Raw genomic sequence first — 18,638 nt, 5'->3', positions numbered from 1 at the left:
TTTTGTATAAAACTATTAGTTTATTTATGCTTACCAGGTAACATAGAGCCTAATACGCCATCTTGCTTTATTAAACCATGATAAAGCGCGGCACTAACATGCATAAAGATAAACAATAAAAATGCGTAAGCAATTAAACCATGTGCTTCACGGAAAAAAGCATACGTTTCAATATCTTTACTAACTAAGCTGGGCAAAGTAAATAAACCAAAAAAGCTCACATGACGGCCATCAGCGCTTTGCATTAACCAACCAGAAATCGGCATTAAAATCATAGATGCATATAAACCCACTTGGGTTAAATGCGCGGCTAGTGCTTGAGCCTTAGGCACACTCGGTGGTAATGCAGGACTGGTGGTGACGACTTTATTGATTAATCTAATAGCAACTAACACTAACGCTAAAATACCAAATGACTTATGCAGCGCAATGGCCTCTACTTGCCAAACCGCTAAACTTTGTACCATCGACAAACCAAGAAATAACATAGAAAGTATGATTAACGCCATCGCCCAGTGAATAAGCATACTCGACGCTGAGTATTTATTAATTGTTTTCATTCGATATTTCCTGTTATTAATTATTTAAAAGTACTTCTTTAGCACGACGACGAAATGACTCAGCATAAGCCGCGCCACGGGCACGTAATATAGGATCTGCGCTTGGCTCTATCCCTGTAGGAAGTACCAAGGGATCAAAGTTCATATCAGCACACACGCCTCCTTCTTGCGCCTGAAGCCTTGAGATAACTAACGTACCGGCATTTATGGTTTTACGTGATTGAGGCCATAAAACAGTTGGGTTATTTTCATCATCCTCTTCGGTTGCAAAGCTAAACAGCATGTCGAATTTAACGGGGGCTTGAGCAACTTGATCTTTAAGTTGTAGCTGCAATGCATCGGCTGAATCATTATTAAGTGGTTGAATGTTTTCATCACTTAATTGTGGTTTAGCTATCCAACGTACGGCGTGCTTTTTATTATTTTCATCAACCAAATAAAAGGCATTAATACTGTGGTATTGCTCAGTGGCAAAACTGCTGGTTGGTTTATAACTTGCTTTCCAGTTATTAAATGCGGCACTTTCAGGGTGTGCGGCAAAAAAGGCTTTAATTTTTTCAGGACTGCGTTTTTTAGTTACCGGATCAGGGGATAGCGCTTGTAACTGTTTAAAGAACGCATCTGGCGTCGCTACAGCCATAACTGGAGGCGTGTTCATTGCTACGCGCCATTCTTGGTTATCATCGGTAGTTATAGAAAACGCTAAACTGCGCACCGGTGCTTTTAAATCAGGCGCGGTTGGGTTATTGCCCGCAATAGAAAAACGGCCAACAAAAGGAGTGGCCCCTAAATCAAATACCTTGGCTTGCGAATATTTAGCAAGCTCACCGGTAGACTCAAACGACCCTGCTAAACAAATACCTTTTGCATGGGCTCGACGAAAACCCGCATGGGCTTGCTCACCTTGTTGTAAATTAACAAAACGCTGCGCAGTAACCGTATCGCTGTTAAAAGCGCCGGTAAAATATAAAATCGTCAGTGCAAATAAAGTGATTATTGCAATTAAGGTGATTTTTTTACTCATGGTAGGATTAGACCTCGTATGATTATTTTCATGATGATTATGTTTGGAATTTTTCATAGTTTTAATTACGTCTTTAAATTAATGGCTAACCATTACTGAGATATGCTTTAGATCGGATAGGTTTTATTTAGTTATACCGACACGACACTCACAAGACCGACCCCAAGCAATTAATATTTCAATTTAATTAATAAAAATCCCACTTTAAGTATTTTAAATTCCAAAAATATAATCTTTATGAGCTGCGCTTTAAAAAAGCCGATTGTTAATTATACTAATGTTGATACAAAGCAAGCATTGGGGTGCTGATTTATTACGTTCTACAAAATCACACAAATTAAAACAAAACTGTACAGCAATAATAAACTGTTGAAATTAAAATATTATTTATTACTCACTCGTTATCTACTGCTTTTTTCAAGTAGTAAGTAGTTATAGCTTAATAAACAGCATTACAGGTAAATTCGAAAATAAACACATTTACGCATTTTATAATTTTGAACCACACAAAAATGCCAACGATTAACACCGCACTTTTTATTTAAGGTAAGCAAGATGATCAATAAACCATGTTTTACTAAATTTAATTTTATTAGTATTGCGCTACTGTTGTTGTTAGCCGGTTGTTCAGATAGCGAAGTCAGCACTCAAAAGCAAAACAAGCCACGCCCTGTTAAGTTAATAACCATTGATGATGGCTCTCAATCAAAAACACTCACCTATCCTGCCACTATAGATACAATAAACAGTTCAAAACTGGCCTTTCAGGTCAGTGGTAAACTTGAAAAGCTCAACGTTATTGCTGCGCAAAATGTAAAAAAAGGAGACGTAATAGCCGCATTAGAGCAACGAAACTTTGTTAATGAGGTTAAGTCGAGCAAAATACAGTTTGAAACGGCCAACAATGATTATCAACGTGGTTTAAAGCTTGCAAAAGACGGTGTTATTTCACAGCGAGATATAGAGCAACTAAAATCTAAAAAAGAAGTGGCCGAATCACAGTATGACTCAGCGCAAAAGGCATTATCTGACAGTAAAATCATAGCGCCTTACGATGCCATTGTTGCAGAAGTTCCAGTAAAGCAGCTTGAAAACATCAGTGCTGGGCAACATGTAGTTACCCTATTTGGTAAAGGTGAAATGGAAGCGGTTGTAAATATTCCCGCGTCTATTGTGGCCACGGTAGATTCTAAACAAAACAATGTAGCGACTGTTATTTTACAAGATGTATCGGCTGCGCCTATCCCTGCGACATTTAGACGTGCGAATTTAGAAGCCGACTCAGCCAGTCAAACCTATGAAGTACGCTTTTCGTTTGCTGTACCCAATAACCTTAATATATTACCTGGCATGAATGCCAGCCTAAAAATAGAGCGTCAAACAAGTTCAAACGCAACACGACTGGCTGTCCCTACCTTTGCTATTTTTGAAGAAAACGGCCAGCATTTCGTATGGACTGTTGACCAACAAACAATGCAAGTATCAAAAACACTCGTTGCTATTGAGCAAGGTATTGGCGAACAACTGATTATTACTGAGGGCTTAAAAGCAGGTGATGTGATTGTAGGTGCAGGTGCAAATTATGTGACTGAGGGTATGAAAGTACGTCCTTGGACTAAAGCATAGGAGTACAATCATGGATTTAGCAAAGTGGACAATAAATAATAAATTAATTAGCACTATACTCATCATTTTAACGCTTGGCTTTGGTTTTTCGTCATACAAAAACATGGCTCGGTTTGAAGACCCCGAATTTATAATTCGCACCGCGCAAGTATTTGTTTCTTATTCAGGCGCGAGCCCGCTTGAGGTTGCTAAAGAAGTGACCGAGCCGCTTGAGCGTGCCATTCAAGAGTTACAAGAAGTCGATACTATATCGTCGACCTCATCTACAGGGTTATCTGAAATTAAAGTAGAAATTAAATCAGAATTTTCGCCAACCAAATCTGAGCTACAAGTTATTTGGACTAAACTCAGAAACAAAATTAACGATACTCGCCCAACACTTCCTCCTGGTACAGGGACCCCCAAAGTGTTTGATGATTATGGCGATGTATATGGCTTAAGTTATTTAATTACTGCCGAAGGTTACTCCCCCGATGAACTGCATGCCTATGCTAAAACGCTACAAAGTGACATTTTACAAGTAGACGGTGTAGCGAAAGTTGCCATGACGGGCGTACAACAAGAGGGGATATTTGTAGAAATTGCTCGAGAAGAGTTAGCCTCTTTAGGTGTATCTATCAATAACATTTACGGTATTTTGGATGAACAAAACGCCGTATTGAGTGCAGGTAATACCCAAATTGGCGATCAACGTATTTTTATTGATCCCACCGGCGAATTAAACTCCGTTGATACCATTAAAAACCTACTGGTAAGTGCCAGCGCTAAAGGTAAAACAATTTATCTAAAAGATATTGCCAATGTATACCGCGGTTTTCAAAGCCCAGCAACCAAGTTAGTGCGCTACAACTCTAAGCCTGCCATATCCCTGGGGGTTGCCAGTGTATTAGGCGCTAATGTGGTAAAAGTGTTTGACCGCGTTGATGATAAAGTAAAGCAAACTGAAAACCTCAGACCGCTTGGCATCAGCGTGCATGAGTTTTACCACCAAGGAAAAGTGGTACAAGACTCCGTCGATAACTTTGTGGTTAATGTATTAGTCGCGCTGGTGATTGTCATGGTCACGTTGCTGCTATTTATGGGGTTACGCTCTGGGGTTATTATTGGTGCCGTGTTACTGCTAACTATTTTTGCAACCCTTGCTACCATGGATTTTAGCGGTATACCCATGCACCGTATTTCCTTAGGTGCGCTTATTATTGCCCTCGGTATGATGGTTGATAATGCGATTGTGGTGACAGAAGGAATTTTGGTAGGCACACAACAAGGGCGTAAAAAGTTAGATATTGCCAGTGAAGTTGTAAAACAAACTAAATGGCCACTACTTGGCGGTACATTAGTCGGCATTGTTGCCTTTGCACCTATTGGACTTGCCCCAGGCGATACAGCTGAATTTACCGGCCATTTATTTTGGGTTATTTTAATCTCTTTGTTATACAGCTGGTTATTTGCCATTACCCTAACTCCCCTGTTTTGTTATTGCTTGTTTAAAGAACAAGATGGCGATACCTCTGGTTCAGCAAAACCAAATAAACTCATGGCGTTGTATCAATCGGTTGTGGTGTCGGCACTTCATCATCGCTGGTTAACGGTTACTGTTGTGGTTGCCATGTTTAGTGTGTCTATGTGGGGTTTTCAATTTGTAAAATCAGGGTTTTTCCCAGCTTCCACCACGCCGCAAATGGTGGTTGATTTTTGGTTACCGCAAGGCACCGATATTGAAAAAACCAAAAAAGACATGCTCAAACTGGAAGCGTTTGTAAAACAACAAAACGGCGTTGAAGGCATACAAACGCTTATTGGCGGTGGCGGATTACGTTACATGCTTATTTATGGCAGCGAATCGCCCAATAGTTCTTATGGGCAAATTTTAGCTAAAGTCGATGACTATAAAAAACTAGATCAACTCTTACCTAGGGTACAAAACTACATCGATAATAACTTTGTGGATGCGCAAGGCAAAGTATGGCGCTTTGTAATGGGCCCAGGTGGTGGCTCTAAAATAGAAGCCACATTTAAAGGCCCCGATCCGAGTGTATTAAGAGAGCTGGCAGCAAAAGCAAAAGCCATATTAATTGATGATGGCGGTGCGTTATCAATTAAAGACACCTGGCGACAACGCATTAGTGTTATTGAGCCACAGTACTCAGCCATTAATGCACAGCGCGCGGGTGTAACGCGCAAAGCTGTTGCTGAAGCACTGCAACAAAACTTTTCAGGGCAAGTGGTTGGGCAGTATCGTGAAGGCGAAGAGCTCATTCCTATTATCGTCAGAGCGCCACAAAAAGAACGCGTAGACATAAACGACATTGGTAACATTCAAGTGCAAAGCAATATCACCGGTGAAACACTGCCTCTTGCTCAAGTCACCAATGGCTTTAAAACCGTATGGCGCGACGGCATATTAAAACGTGAAGACCGTGAATGGACCATAAAAGCCCAAGCCGATCCACTGCCAGGGGAGCTTGCTTCTGAGTTATTTAATAGAGTAAAACCTAAAATAGAAGCCATTGAACTACCACAAGGCTACCGCCTAGAATGGGATGGCGAATATGGTCAATCGAAAGAGTCTAACGAAATGCTGGCCTCAACTATTCCACTGGGTTTTTTAGCCATGGTACTCATTGTTATTGTGTTATTTAACGCATTAAAACAACCTATTATTATTTGGCTTGTGGTGCCATTAGCCTTAATTGGTGTTGTTTTTGGGCTGGTTACTACACAAATCCCATTAGAATTTATGGGTATATTAGGATTACTGTCGCTCTCTGGTTTATTGATTAAAAATGCCATTGTATTAGTGGATCAGATGGATATGGAAATACGCCAAGGAAAACCACGCTATGAGGCCATTATCGATTCGGCAAATTGTCGGGTAAGACCAGTAATGATGGGCACACTCACCACCGTACTAGGGGTAATACCACTATACTTTGATGCGTTTTTCCAATCGATGTCAGTGGTACTGGTGTTTGGGTTACTGTTTGCCACCCTACTGACTTTAATTGTGATCCCCGTACTCTACGCGATATTTATGAACGTAAAAACAGATGAACATATACATAGTTAATTGTTGATCACACTGAATCTTGGTCAAATGTTATGAACACTTTGATCAAGATTCACCCTACTTTAGTCAAAAATTACAGAATAAACGCACAACCATAATGGCAATAAACGCACTTTCTAATTATTATATTAATATCAAACAGCAGTATTTTTAAATTAACGATAACAATTCTACTGTCCGCCCTATATTAAATTTAGTCGCTTTTGTTATTCAATAATAATTGGCTCGGAAACTTTATATGCCATTACAACGCTTACTTATTCTATTTATATCACTGGCGTTAAGTGAAGCCATTATTATGATGTTATTGGCATCATTTGTTACGAAATATACAGGCATCTGGTTTTCTGTAATATTAGATGCCAGCCTTATCTCATTCATTGCTATTATTACTATTCACTACTTATTTAATGATAGTGACTTTGTAAAAAACCAACAATCGAGAACCGAATTCCTAACATTTAAAATAGCTATGATCGTTTTTACGATTGAGGCTTTAGTTATGTTTGCCTTTAATTTTGACGAATTTGTTTTACAGCAATGGCAAGTCATAGCAATTGATAGCTTAATACTCAGTAGTCTGAGTGTGCCTATAATTTACTTTTCCATTATTAAACCTGCCTTCTTGCCCTTACAAGAGCAAAATTCGCAAAAGCTAAACACAACCATATTTACTAGCCTACTGACCTATTTTTGCTCTGCAATTATTTTATATATTGCCTTGTATATGTTTTACGAAAACCAAATACAAACGCGTATAGGTTCTGTTATTCAAAAAGAGAAAAATGAGTTAAAACAAGCTAAATATTCGTTTTTACAACAACTTAATCATGCATCTCGTGATCTGTTAATTCTTAAAAATAATCACCACTTTAAGGAACAGCGTTTTTTTAGTAATGAAAACAAAACACTATTAGAACAGGACTATTTTAATTTTATCACCATAAAAAATTATTACACCCAAATAAGAATTCTTAGCTTAAAAGGCCAAGAGTTAATAAGGGTGCAAAGAGAAAATAACAGTACCGTTATCGTACCTCCAGACAAGCTTCAAGATAAAAGCGATCGATACTACTATAAACGCGGGATAAAGCTCAGCCCTGATGATATTTTTATATCTCCATTAGATTTAAATATTGAAAATGGTCAAATTGAAAGGCCATTAAAACCAATGATCCGTTTAGGCTCAGTGCTAGTTGACAAAAACAATGAAAAGATTGGCTTACTTATAATAAATCTCGGAGGTGTGCATTTACTTAGTCAATTAGAAAATATTTCTAAAAGCTCACTAGGTGACATTATGCTCTTTAATGAAGAAAGTTACTGGTTATTTGGTGATGTACAAAAACAATGGGCTTTTATGTTTGCCAATAAACCCCAGCAACGTTTTCAAGATATCCATCCAGATATATGGCAAGCGATGGAAACTAAAACAAATGGGATCATTGAAAAGGATAACAACATTTATATTTTTGAACACATGACCTTACTAGATCAAGTACCAACACTTGATAATCAGAGAAATAGCAACGGGAAATGGCCCAAATGGAAGTTAGTAAATAAGGTCCCTCTATCACTGATTGAAAACGAATTTAGTAGTTTAAAAAAATTGATTGTTTTGCTCTATCTAGGTGTAATGTTATTAATGATATTTGTTATTTACACCTTTGCTAATCACACTATCGCCAGACGAGAATACGAGGCCAAAGTAGAAAGTTATGCGTTTGTAGATAGCTTAACAGGACTTTATAACCGTAGGATATTTTTAGATAAGCTTGATAAAGAACTAAATAAAGCCCAGTTCAATGAGTCACCATTAGTCCTCATGTATTTAGATTTAGATTACTTCAAGCCAATAAATGATGAGTTAGGCCATGGTGCAGGCGATGAAGCACTTAAAGAAGTTGCAACGCGCATAACAAGCTGTTTACGTAAGCACGATATTATTGCTCGAATAGGTGGAGATGAATTTGCAGCAATTTTGCCACAGTTAAATGATAAAGACGTGATCTCTGAGATAGCACAAAGAATCATTACAAATATTAGCAAACCATTTATTTTATTTGACCAAAAACGCACGCTCGGAATAAGTATAGGAATTACCATCACAAACGGACAAGCTCATACTAGCTTAGAAGTAAAAACACACGCAGACCAAGCACTTTACGAGGCTAAAAATTCCGGTCGAAACTGCTATCGGTTTTCTAAAGAAACACGCTAATTTTTAGTATTTTATGAATTTAGTATACGGTTTCAAGATTGCGCGTTTTTCCGGAATGAATTATCACTTTTAGTTCTAGCTTTTACCATTAACATAGCGCAAGTTTTATTATATAGTGGAGCCAAGAATTCATTGCATAGTAATGCATTTAGATTCATTCATTAAATTAACTATTCATTTTTATTAAAAATATAACATATCAAGTGCAGTCTATGTGTTTTCTAATGAGTTATACCAATAACAAACGTAATAATAACCATATTACAATCCAGAATTTTAAAAACGAGGTAAGCGCATGTTATCAAAACGCATAATTCCTTGTTTAGACGTAAAAGACGGCCAAGTCGTTAAAGGCGTTAAATTTAAGGGCCATGAGGTAGTCGGCGATGTTTTAACACTTGCTAAAGCCTACAGTGAAGCCGGTGCCGACGAACTGGTATTTTACGAGATCAGTGCAAGCGTTGAAAAACGATTACTCGATGTAAATTGGGTAGAAAATATTGCCCGCCATATCGATATTCCATTTTGTGTAGCGGGTGGCATTAAATCGGTAGCCGATGCAGCGCGCGTACTTGAACGCGGCGCTGACAAAATCAGCATTAATAGCCCTGCCATTGCTCGTCCTGAGCTTATAAAAGAGTTACACGATGAGTTTGGCAAGCAGTGTGTGGTTGTCGGTATTGATAGCTTTTACGATGAAACAACCGGTGAATACTTAGTGTATCAGCTTACAGGCGATCCTAATGCCTCAAGCCGTACTCGTTATAAAACCCAAGAGTGGGTTCAGCGGGTACAAGACTTAGGCGCTGGCGAAATTGTTTTAAACTGTATGAACCAAGATGGCGTTCGTAATGGTTACGACAACGAGCAACTAAGCAAAATACGCGAGCTATGCGACATTCCTTTAATCGCCTCAGGGGGCGCAGGCACAATGCAAGATTTTGTTGATGTATTTAAACAAAGCAAAGTAGATGGTGCACTCGCAGCCAGCGTTTTTCATAAAAACGTGATTAACATTGGCGAACTAAAACAATTTTTAATAGATAACCAAGTGGCAGCCAGATTATGCTAGTAACGCAAGAAAACCTAACTCAAGTTGATTTCGCAAAAAGCGAGATGATCCCTGCCATTGTTCAAGATGCACGCTCTGGCGTTATTTTAATGCAAGGGTTTATGAATAGCGAAGCACTTGCTGTCACGCTTGAAAGTAATAAGGTGACTTTTTATTCGCGTTCTAAATCGCGTTTATGGACCAAAGGCGAGTCATCAGAAAACTACTTAAACGTGGTCTCTGTGCATACAGATTGCGACTACGATTCAATTTTAGTATTGGCAAATCCAGAAGGGCCAACGTGCCATTTAGGCACGCAAAGCTGTTTTGACGATGCTGCAAAACCAAGCTTAAGCTTTTTAGCGCAACTTGAAGATGTGATTGTTGCACGTAAAAACGACGATCCAGCTAAAAGCTACACCGCATCTTTATTTGCTGAAGACTTAAGCCGCAGCTGCCAAAAAGTAGGTGAAGAAGGCGTTGAAGTGGCGCTTGCGGCAATGAAACACGACAACAATGAGCTTACTAACGAATCGGCTGACTTGTTGTATCACTTAATTGTGTTACTACAGCGTCAAGGCTTAGAGCTCACCGATGCAGTTGCTTGCCTACAAGGGCGTCATAAGTAAAACAGCCTGTTACTGAGTGCGCCATTTTGTGGCGCACTCAGTATGTTAAAACCATAAATTCACTTTAAATTACACCTTGCGAATAGCATTTACTCCCTCCCTTAGGTATTCTTTAACTAGGGTCTGTTGACCTTTGCGGATTAAAATTTGTTCAAACTAGGGGCGGTTTAATCGCGGCGCTCGGTTTGCAACCTAGTGGGCTAAGTCAAAACCGAGCAACAAAGAGTAAATCGCCCCTAGGCAGAACCCGAAGGGCAGCGCCTGTTTGGCATTGATGCTGCGTTATCACCTATTTATGGGGAATAACCACACTACATAGGCTCTGCCTTGCCTAAATACCAAACAGACTGCTGCAAATTCAACCTTGAAAGGTCAATAGACCCTAATGTTCAAGGAATAGCTATTACAAAAGGATAGCGCATTATGAAAACCTATATATCGCTGGTATTAACTGGCCTAATTTTATCTGGCTGTAGCAGTTTAACCACTGAGCAAAAAGCTAAACTAGATAACCTAACCCCCTGCGAAAAAATGGATGGGCTGATTGCCGCCTATGACAATCGCTTTGCAGCGTTAAAAGACACCAAAGTAAAAACACCTTATTTAGATGTGTGGAGCGCAAAGTACAACGTATTTGGCAATAACTGCCAAGTAACCAGCTTTAACAATCAAACCGTGACCTATCAATGCCAAGAAAGCTACAAAGATCAACAGCAGGCGGTAGCTATGCATCAACAAGCAGTTGAACTCACTCGCCAATGTTTAACTAAAAAAAACAACTGGTTAGAAACACAAAAAGAGTCAGAAACGTCGCTGCGTACTACCTTTGTACTTGATGATAAGTCGCCGGTTATTTCTGTTTATACCAGCAAAACGTTATCAAAAATTAAAACCTGGTCTACCTCGTTAGAAGTAGGAAAGCCCGTCGCCACTAAATAATTACGAGAGAATGTATGCGCCTAACACCCAGTAAACAATCCACTCATTTAAAAACAGACTGTATCGGTGAATGTTATAGAATGAATGGCTACTGTACTGGGTGCGGGCGCACAAGTGACGAAATATTCGACTGGATTATTTTAACCGATGAGCAAAAGCAAGCTATATTGGCCTCCCCTCGTGAAGATGCCAAAAAAGACTAGCTTAAATTTATAACCATTAAGGCGCATTACGTTGTGATGGGTCACGTTTAAAGTCTTTACTTAATCGCTTAGGGTCTAACGCTTCACGTTGTTTGCTAGCACCTTCTGCCCACCAAATTAATTGATTAAACGTGCGCGAAAAATAGCTATCCCATGATGTTTGCTCTGCCGCATTATTTGCGTCACCACTTTCAATAAACACATCCTGTGCTTTTGGAACATGGATCATTGCTGATACCGGCAAACAGCCCAGTTCACTTAAAAAGCTGCGCATACCAACAGCAGCGCGCACGCCGCCCCACTGCCCTGCAGAATAGGTCACAATTGCGCTGGGTTTATAGCCAAATAAAGAACTACCAAAATGGTTTAGCAAATTAGCAAGTGCCGGACTCATCGAATGATTATATTCAGGGCTCACCATAACAAAGCCATCGCTGGCTTTAATTTTTGCTGCTAAATCATCAAGTTGTTTAGGTACCTCAGCCTGCGTATAGGCAAAGTGCGGTTTAAACACAGGGTCTAAATCATAATCGAGCGGATCAATAAGCTCTATTTCATGCTCAGAGTAATGCTCAAGCAAACAACGCTCACATGCTTTCGATACCCTTTCCCCTAAACGCGCAGGCTTAGGTGGGGTACTTTTTCTAACCGAACCGAGAAAAATTAAAAATTTCATGTATCGGCACTCCTTTTTAATTGCGAAAATAAATACCTCAAAAAAGTTTGAGGTATTTACTGTACGATTTAGGCCTTATCGAGCGCTTGGCTTACATCGGCAATAATATCGTCAATGTTTTCAATACCCACCGATAAACGAATTAAATCGCGGCTAACGCCAGCATTGGCCAGCTCTTCATCATTTAATTGTCGATGCGTGGTAGATGCTGGGTGGCAAGCCAGCGATTTAGCATCGCCAATATTTACCAAGCGTAAAATCATGTTTAGAGCATCAATAAACCGCGTACCGGCTTCAAGGCCACCGGCAATACCAAAACTTAAAATACCTGACGCTTTACCATTGGTAATTTTTTGGCTTATTTCGTTATACGGGCTTGATTTTAATCCCGCGTAATTAACCCACAGCACCTTAGGGTGGCTCTCTAGGTATTCAGCAATTTTTTGCGCGTTTTCGCAGTGGCGATCCATTCTAAGCCCTAATGTTTCAAGGCCAATTAAAATGTCTGATGCGTTTTTAGGCGCAAGCGCCGCACCGGTATTTCTAAGTGGTACAACGCGACAACGTCCAATAAACGCCGCCTCAGCAAACGCATCGGTATACACTACATTATGGTACGACGGATCAGGCTCATTCATCATCGCAAAACGGGTTGCATTGGCTTTCCAGTCAAACTTGCCCGAATCAATAATCATGCCGCCAATCGCGGTTCCATGGCCGTTAATGTATTTAGTGAGTGAGTGCACCACAATATCGGCACCTAACTCAAATGGACGACAAAGATACGGCGTAGCCACGGTGTTATCTACAATTAAAGGCACCCCATTACTGTGGGCAATTTTCGCAAGGCGAGCAATATCAACAATATTCCCAGCAGGGTTACCAATTGACTCGCAAAAAACCGCACGTGTGTTTTCATCAATCGCGTTTTCAAAGCCGTCAAAATCATCGGCTTTAATCATCCGTGCTTCAATACCTTGGCGCGGCAAGCTGTGAGCAAATAAGTTATAAGTGCCGCCATACACTTGGCTAGTACTTACAATATTAGTGCCCACTTCACATAAACATTGAATTGCATAAGTAATTGCTGCCATACCCGAGGCCACAGCCAGCGCACCAATGCCGCCTTCCATCGCGGCAATACGCTGCTCAAGTACCGCATTGGTCGGGTTCATAATGCGGGTATAAATATTGCCCGGCACTTTTAAATCAAATAAATCAGCGCCATGCTGGGTATTATCAAAGGTGTACGAAGAGGTATTATAAATCGGCACCGCCGCCGACTTAGTTGTAGCTTCAGATTCATAACCATGGTGCAACGCTAAAGACTCAAGTTTCATAATTTATTCCTTCAATATAGTTACATCTAACGTAGCATTTAATGGTTACAAAGTGCACATGAAATATACTAAAGAATATTGAAGGAAATAGATTTAACGCTGTATCTAGCTAAATGTTCAAACTACCGTTTGCTCATATATTCAATAAAATGAGCCAAGCGCGCATATTACTCCTCTAAGCGTTGCTTAAATACAATAGAAAACTTAGTGATAGTAATATGTTAGCTAATTTGTTAAAACTATATAAAATAGAAAAGTGAGCGCGACATTGGCAGAGATATGCGCGATGAGCGCACTATTAAATTGTTAGGTGCAAAGGAAAAAATGCAGTCGTATTTAAAGTTTGAAAAAGTATGGAGCGATGAGGATATCACGGAATTAAAAGTAACCGTGTGCAATGGTCATTCTACATTTTCAAACAAAGTTTATTTGGGGAACACTGAACTAGATGATCTCTTTGTTAGTTTAGATTCGTTTAAAACTAGCTATTATGGTGGATTAAGAAACATAGAATTTGGCGGTTTTGGCTGTGAATATGCTAATGGTGCTTTTCATGCTCGTTTGCACTTCCCTAAGCCCGGTAATCTTTTTATAGCTACTCATCAACAATCAGAGTTTTTTGAGTTTAAAGGTCAAAACGTAGCTAGCGAATCCAAAATGTACTTGTCTACTGAACCAGGGCAATTCGATAATTTTTTACTAGAGCTTAAAAGCTTAAACTCGAGTAAATCTGGAGTTGCAGAGCTAATTTGCACCTAACAAGTGGTTTAAGAAGGTCTCGTAATAGCTTGCTCGAGCCTTCGGCAAACATTTTAGCAAGCTAAACTCGCCTCTTAACCAGGCGTTATGCATAAAAAGGACTCGGCTTGGTAAATATTGAAAGTACAGCAACGATTATCTCAACGCTTTTTGTTTTAATTTTGTTTATGTTTTTTGGTATCAATTTGGGTATGGTTGTTTTAGAAAGAAAAATATCTACTGCCAGCGGGCAAACGTTTGTATCAGGTTTGGCCAAAATGTTAAACAAAACAGAGAACCCTCACAGCTACAAGCAATCCAGGGTTTACTTGGTCGGTAGTGTTGTTTCTCTGTTAGCATTTATGGCTCTTTTAGAGTTTGGCTATTCATAACAATCAAATGTTGGGGACACAAACACGCGGGCTGCTTCGCAGTATAGCCCACGTGTTTGTGCCGCCAAATTAGGGCGTTATATAAATATTTAAAAATGGAGTTTTAATGAAATATCTATTATTGATCACCTTGCTATTAGGCTCTTCCTTTTCAGCAGCTTCTAAAAAATTAGATTTAGAAAAATTCGCACATACTTATTTTAAACTAATGACGGATACTCAGTCTCCCAATGCGTCTACCGTTGAGTTAGAAAAGTATCTTTCTTTGCTTACTGACGATATCGGTCACTCTCATTTACCATATGTCGTAGACGATTCTAGATTACCTGATGGGAAAGAATCCATGAGAAAAGGTATGACTTACTATTTGGGGGCACACACCAAATACGAAGCGACTTTATTGGACGTTTTTATTTTCAACAACTCAGCAATTGCAATTCGTTACAAAAACTACGCAAAAGGTGTTCACCCGCAAAATAAACAACCAATTGAATATTCCCAAACCATGATGGAAGTGCTTGAATTAGAGGGTGATAAAGTTGCTGTAATTCGCAAATATCATGAGTAGTATTTATATAACAAACGCCTGAATTCGCTCGAAAACTCGCTCGGACAATTAACAATTAACAATTAACAATTAACAATTAACAATTAACAATTAACAATTAACAATGGGTTATTGTCGCTGCGCTCAATAATTTTAACCCATTGTTAAATCGCCGTTTAGGCGGGCGTTAGCTTTCTAGGAAGTTCAGATGACATTAAATGACTTAACGGTAAATTTCTCGCACCTTGAACGAGACTCTCTGTTATCTGAATGGGAGTGGTTATTGGATGGAGAATATTTACCTATATTGCTTTCAGCTTCCGGTGATGCATTTGTTCAAAATATAAATAATGGCCAAGTTTGGTGGCTAGACTCAGGAGGCAGTGAGTTCTCACAAGTAGCGGAGACACCTGAAGGCTTCAATGAGTTGTTAGCCGATAAAGAGTTCGTTATAGAATACTTTGCAGTTCAAATGGTAGGTGATTTAATAAAATCAGGTAAATCATTATCACACAACCAAATTTATAGCTTAACAAAACCTTGGCTGTTGGGTGGTGAGTATAAAATTGAAAATATTGAACCAACTGATATTGAGGTTCATTTTTCCCTAACAGGTCAAGTGGCACAACAAGTTGGTGTAAGCGAAAGCTAACAAGGCCGTTAAAAGTACAAGGAAATTTATGAGTCTGTGTCCTCGCTGTGAACATAAATTAAATGTTTTCAGTTTTAATTTAAATGTGCCAGTTGCAAGACGAGATTGAAACTTATCAGCTCAAAATTGTTTTGGGCTATATTTTTATTGTATTCGGCAGTCGTGTTTACATTGATAATGTATATTCCAATTTTTAGCAAATATGGTTTAGGCGTAATATTAGCCATATTAGGCTGGTTCTTTGTTTACTATAAATCGTCACCTTACATTCTCAGCAAAGATAACGTGGCACTACATGGCAGTGACTAGCTAAAAACAGCCTTGTTTTATATCTTCCTCTAAAAGCGCAGCGCCTCTTAGCCCTCTTTATAAATAAATCACTAAAAGACCTTATTCTACAAAGAGAAGTGGATGGGAGGTTTCGGGCTACGAGGCGCGAGTAAAATGCTAATGCCCATAAATACGCGATATGAAATCGCTGCTACAAAAGACATTTACTGATAAAAACAGTTTTTGCACCACAGAGAATCCCGAGGCGCTTTGCGCTACACAGAGGTGGATTGATATCTTTTAAGCATTTCTCTGTGAACTCTGTGTCCTCGGTGGTAAATACTTATTTAGGCTTAACTCTGGCTCGATATGAAATCGCTGCTACAAAAGACATTTACTGATAGAAACAATTTTTGCACCACAGAGAATCCCAAGGCGCTTTGCGTTACACAGAGGTGGATTGATATCTTTTAAACATTTCTCTGTGAACTCTGTGTCCTCGGTGGTAAATACTTATTTAGGCTTAACTCTGGCGCAATGTGAGATCGCTGCTACAGGGCAATATATGGCTTTTTTACGTTCACTAAAAGGTCTTATTCTACAAATAGAAGTGAATGAGCAGAAAACACAGGCATAACGTGTACTGGCTCAGACTGAAAAAAATCGTTGGCTAACTTGGTTTTTGGCTATTTTTCATCATTTCTAAATAGCGCCCTTCAATGAATTTTTTTTCTTTTGTAAGGTGTTTAAGTGCGTACTGTGTTTTTTCTAGCTCTTGCTTTAGTGTGTCTAACTCCTCACTACTTTCTGGCCCGTCTGTTTGTAACTGCAATTGCTGTAGTAGTTGGTCTTGCTCTGCAATTTGCCTTTTATATTCGTTTAAAGTGTTAAGTAGTCTTGTTTGATCGGGCGTTGAGGATGTATCTGTGCTTGATGTTTTATCACTATTTTCGCTTGCGGTTTTAAGCGCTTCATAATCTGCTTGTAGCTGGTCTTTTTCTTCTTGAAGCACAGTCACTGCATCATATTGTGCATAGAGTTTTTGACGGGTAACTTTTAATTTTTCAACACTTTTATCGAGATCCCCTTTTAGTTTGCGAATTAACTGATGCGAGCGTTTTAATTTTTTATTGAGATCATCAATTAGCTGTTGTTCTTTTTCGGTAACATGATCTTTGGTTGATGAAGTAACCTCTGTTAATTGTTGTTGTAACAGCATTTGTACACTGATTAACTCAGCGATAGTTTTTCGATTATCGTTAACATAGCTCATGGCATTGTCAACAGACTCTCTGCACATAGCTAACGTCGCATCATCCATTGCGCCGTTACTTTTAACCATGCTAAGTGCAAATGCCCTAAACTCTCTGAGTATCAGTAAAAGAATATAAAACCACGCGGCTAAAATAAGTAGCCCAAAATTTATAGCAATATAATGATAAACCTCAGGCGGAAATACGGCATATGGCATTATTTAGTTATCTTAAATTAAGTGTTTATTTACTAGAGTTTAGCGCTGTCAAAAAAATCTGCCATAATAACAACAACATTTAAAAAAAAGTTACCTGTGTGAAAATACTTATCGTGGATGATAGCCATGCAACACTTGAAATAGTACGCCGAGGGTTGGAAAAGTTTGGCTATCGGAAGTTATTAATAGAAAAAGCCAACAATGCTAAATCAGCGTTAACGCTGATTGGTAGTTGGCACCCCGATATTGTACTTACAGACTGGCATATGCCTGATATGTGTGGAGTTACGCTATTACGTGCAATAAAGCAAAGGCAACTTAATATAATAGTAGCAATGCTGACCACTGTTGATGAAAAGTCTCAAATTGAAGAAGCTATTAGCTTTGGTGCATCTTTTGTTTTATCAAAGCCTTTCACCGACGCGCAACTACACGATAAATTATTGCCTTTAGTACAGCTTGTTGAAAATAACGAAATCATCCCTGATGAAATTGAATTAAACAGTGATTTAGCGTTACCAAAACTGTCGCAATTAGAACGTTTGTTTCATAAACATATAAGTCACTCCTTAATCGTAAACACGATTCAACCGCAGGTATTTGATGAGTCTAAAGTACCCTGCGTCATGGCTGTTTATGAGGATCCAAAAAGTCAAAAAGTACGTGCCATTGCCATACTTGATATTTATGCCGCCTGCGTAATGGCAAGTGGCTATAGTAGCTTGTCGGCTGAAGATATTAGTAACTCAATATTATCGGGCGTTGTAACGAATACAGCATTAAGCGCATGTAAAAAAGCGTTAACGGAAACGGCTTTTGCCTTTTTAGACAAACGAACACGCGTTAGTTTACAAATCAAAACGGTCAATGTGATTACCACGCCTTTTCGTAAGCTCACTTTGCTGTATAAAACGCCTGCTGAAAAGCGAATTGATTTTAGTTGTCAGCTCGAGGGCATGGCACAAGGTAAAATCATGTTAGTTGGCATTTAGTAAATTAAACGCACGTATTTACCATTATTAAAAAGTTTATGTTTAAAAACACCCTGCTCCTAAAAAAGCGCAGCGTCTCTGCATCCTCATGGTAAATCAATCACTTAAAAACCTTATTCTACAAAGAGAAGTGAATGAGCAGTAAATTAGTAACCTAAACCACCAAACAACCTTGTTTTATACCTTCCTCTGAAAGCGCAGCGTCTCTTCGCCCTCTTTGTGCATAAATCACTAAAA

At 39.1% G+C, this 18,638-nt stretch carries 17 protein-coding genes; 12 read left to right on the top strand and 5 right to left on the bottom strand.

The annotated features are described in order from the left end of the window. Positions 1-20: 20 nt before the first annotated feature. Positions 21-560 (bottom strand): cytochrome b, encoded by a 540-nt coding sequence (locus tag PISS_RS18460; protein ID WP_024601330.1) that lies wholly within the window; start codon positions 558-560, stop codon positions 21-23. Between the two features lie 16 nt (positions 561-576). Further along, the gene (locus tag PISS_RS18455) at positions 577-1,584 is read right to left on the bottom strand and encodes a catalase family peroxidase (protein ID WP_058156035.1); all 1,008 of its coding nucleotides are present in this window, start codon (positions 1,582-1,584) and stop codon (positions 577-579) included. 555 nt (positions 1,585-2,139) lie between these two features. Here PISS_RS18455 and PISS_RS18450 point away from each other — a divergent pair. The 7 genes from PISS_RS18450 to PISS_RS18420 all read left to right on the top strand — a co-directional run bounded on the left by PISS_RS18450 (position 2,140) and on the right by PISS_RS18420 (position 11,323). Next, positions 2,140-3,210 (top strand): efflux RND transporter periplasmic adaptor subunit, encoded by a 1,071-nt coding sequence (locus tag PISS_RS18450; RefSeq protein ID WP_028834567.1) that lies wholly within the window; start codon positions 2,140-2,142, stop codon positions 3,208-3,210. Between the two features lie 10 nt (positions 3,211-3,220). Further along, a complete protein-coding gene (locus tag PISS_RS18445; RefSeq protein ID WP_058156033.1) occupies positions 3,221-6,280 on the top strand; it encodes an efflux RND transporter permease subunit in 3,060 nt (1,019 codons plus the stop codon). A gap of 238 nt (positions 6,281-6,518) precedes the next feature. Continuing rightward, a complete protein-coding gene (locus PISS_RS18440; RefSeq protein WP_058156031.1) occupies positions 6,519-8,501 on the top strand; it encodes a GGDEF domain-containing protein in 1,983 nt (660 codons plus the stop codon). 295 nt (positions 8,502-8,796) lie between these two features. Continuing rightward, positions 8,797-9,573 (top strand): imidazole glycerol phosphate synthase subunit HisF, encoded by a 777-nt coding sequence (gene hisF, locus PISS_RS18435; RefSeq protein WP_033103129.1) that lies wholly within the window; start codon positions 8,797-8,799, stop codon positions 9,571-9,573. Continuing rightward, positions 9,567-10,181, top strand: coding sequence for a bifunctional phosphoribosyl-AMP cyclohydrolase/phosphoribosyl-ATP diphosphatase HisIE (hisIE, locus tag PISS_RS18430; RefSeq protein WP_024601620.1), 615 nt, complete (start codon positions 9,567-9,569; stop codon positions 10,179-10,181). The genes hisF and hisIE overlap by 7 nt, the downstream gene beginning before the upstream one ends. A gap of 423 nt (positions 10,182-10,604) precedes the next feature. Next, positions 10,605-11,120, top strand: coding sequence for a hypothetical protein (locus PISS_RS18425; RefSeq protein ID WP_024601619.1), 516 nt, complete (start codon positions 10,605-10,607; stop codon positions 11,118-11,120). Positions 11,121-11,134: 14 nt separating this feature from the next. Continuing rightward, positions 11,135-11,323 carry a DUF1289 domain-containing protein gene (locus PISS_RS18420; RefSeq protein ID WP_016900157.1) on the top strand — a complete coding sequence of 63 codons (189 nt, stop codon included), beginning with the start codon at positions 11,135-11,137 and terminating at the stop codon, positions 11,321-11,323. 16 nt (positions 11,324-11,339) lie between these two features. On the opposite strand, the gene PISS_RS18415 is transcribed toward PISS_RS18420, so the two are convergent. After that, positions 11,340-11,999 (bottom strand): NADPH-dependent FMN reductase, encoded by a 660-nt coding sequence (locus PISS_RS18415; protein WP_058156029.1) that lies wholly within the window; start codon positions 11,997-11,999, stop codon positions 11,340-11,342. Between the two features lie 68 nt (positions 12,000-12,067). Next, entirely contained in the window at positions 12,068-13,339 is a 1,272-nt protein-coding gene (locus PISS_RS18410) for an O-acetylhomoserine aminocarboxypropyltransferase/cysteine synthase family protein (RefSeq protein ID WP_058156027.1), read from the bottom strand. Between the two features lie 279 nt (positions 13,340-13,618). Between PISS_RS18410 and PISS_RS18405 the strand changes: the two genes are divergently transcribed. From PISS_RS18405 to PISS_RS18390, 4 genes are all read left to right on the top strand, one after another. Further along, positions 13,619-14,098, top strand: coding sequence for a hypothetical protein (locus tag PISS_RS18405; RefSeq protein WP_232311366.1), 480 nt, complete (start codon positions 13,619-13,621; stop codon positions 14,096-14,098). Positions 14,099-14,205: 107 nt separating this feature from the next. Continuing rightward, a complete protein-coding gene (locus tag PISS_RS18400) occupies positions 14,206-14,469 on the top strand; it encodes a hypothetical protein (protein WP_058156025.1) in 264 nt (87 codons plus the stop codon). A gap of 106 nt (positions 14,470-14,575) precedes the next feature. After that, on the top strand, positions 14,576-15,037 hold the full coding sequence (locus PISS_RS18395) for a hypothetical protein (RefSeq protein ID WP_058156023.1): 462 nt from the start codon (positions 14,576-14,578) through the stop codon (positions 15,035-15,037). A 187-nt stretch (positions 15,038-15,224) separates the two neighbouring features. After that, a complete protein-coding gene (locus PISS_RS18390) occupies positions 15,225-15,668 on the top strand; it encodes a T6SS immunity protein Tdi1 domain-containing protein (RefSeq protein ID WP_058156020.1) in 444 nt (147 codons plus the stop codon). 940 nt (positions 15,669-16,608) lie between these two features. Here PISS_RS18390 and PISS_RS18385 read toward each other — a convergent pair. Beyond that, positions 16,609-17,409 carry a hypothetical protein gene (locus PISS_RS18385; protein WP_058156019.1) on the bottom strand — a complete coding sequence of 267 codons (801 nt, stop codon included), beginning with the start codon at positions 17,407-17,409 and terminating at the stop codon, positions 16,609-16,611. A gap of 98 nt (positions 17,410-17,507) precedes the next feature. Here PISS_RS18385 and PISS_RS18380 point away from each other — a divergent pair, with 98 nt between their 5' ends. Next, a complete protein-coding gene (locus PISS_RS18380; RefSeq protein WP_058156016.1) occupies positions 17,508-18,401 on the top strand; it encodes a response regulator in 894 nt (297 codons plus the stop codon). Positions 18,402-18,638: the final 237 nt, after the last annotated feature.

The sequence above is a fragment of the Pseudoalteromonas issachenkonii genome (genome assembly GCF_002310795.1).
Taxonomy (GTDB): Bacteria; Pseudomonadota; Gammaproteobacteria; order Enterobacterales; family Alteromonadaceae; genus Pseudoalteromonas; species Pseudoalteromonas tetraodonis.
This window is presented reverse-complemented; position numbering and strand designations above follow the sequence as displayed.

Coding starts and splice junctions, on each gene's coding strand:
- PISS_RS18415 (WP_058156029.1), bottom strand. CDS start 11,999: ATGAAATTTTTAATTTTTCTCGGTTCGGTTAGAAAAAGTACCCCACCT.
- PISS_RS18425 (WP_024601619.1), top strand. CDS start 10,605: ATGAAAACCTATATATCGCTGGTATTAACTGGCCTAATTTTATCTGGC.
- PISS_RS18440 (WP_058156031.1), top strand. CDS start 6,519: ATGCCATTACAACGCTTACTTATTCTATTTATATCACTGGCGTTAAGT.
- PISS_RS18385 (WP_058156019.1), bottom strand. CDS start 17,409: ATGCCATATGCCGTATTTCCGCCTGAGGTTTATCATTATATTGCTATA.
- hisF (WP_033103129.1), top strand. CDS start 8,797: ATGTTATCAAAACGCATAATTCCTTGTTTAGACGTAAAAGACGGCCAA.
- hisIE (WP_024601620.1), top strand. CDS start 9,567: ATGCTAGTAACGCAAGAAAACCTAACTCAAGTTGATTTCGCAAAAAGC.
- PISS_RS18395 (WP_058156023.1), top strand. CDS start 14,576: ATGAAATATCTATTATTGATCACCTTGCTATTAGGCTCTTCCTTTTCA.
- PISS_RS18460 (WP_024601330.1), bottom strand. CDS start 560: ATGAAAACAATTAATAAATACTCAGCGTCGAGTATGCTTATTCACTGG.
- PISS_RS18445 (WP_058156033.1), top strand. CDS start 3,221: ATGGATTTAGCAAAGTGGACAATAAATAATAAATTAATTAGCACTATA.
- PISS_RS18390 (WP_058156020.1), top strand. CDS start 15,225: ATGACATTAAATGACTTAACGGTAAATTTCTCGCACCTTGAACGAGAC.
- PISS_RS18405 (WP_232311366.1), top strand. CDS start 13,619: ATGCGCGATGAGCGCACTATTAAATTGTTAGGTGCAAAGGAAAAAATG.
- PISS_RS18410 (WP_058156027.1), bottom strand. CDS start 13,339: ATGAAACTTGAGTCTTTAGCGTTGCACCATGGTTATGAATCTGAAGCT.
- PISS_RS18450 (WP_028834567.1), top strand. CDS start 2,140: ATGATCAATAAACCATGTTTTACTAAATTTAATTTTATTAGTATTGCG.
- PISS_RS18420 (WP_016900157.1), top strand. CDS start 11,135: ATGCGCCTAACACCCAGTAAACAATCCACTCATTTAAAAACAGACTGT.
- PISS_RS18455 (WP_058156035.1), bottom strand. CDS start 1,584: ATGAGTAAAAAAATCACCTTAATTGCAATAATCACTTTATTTGCACTG.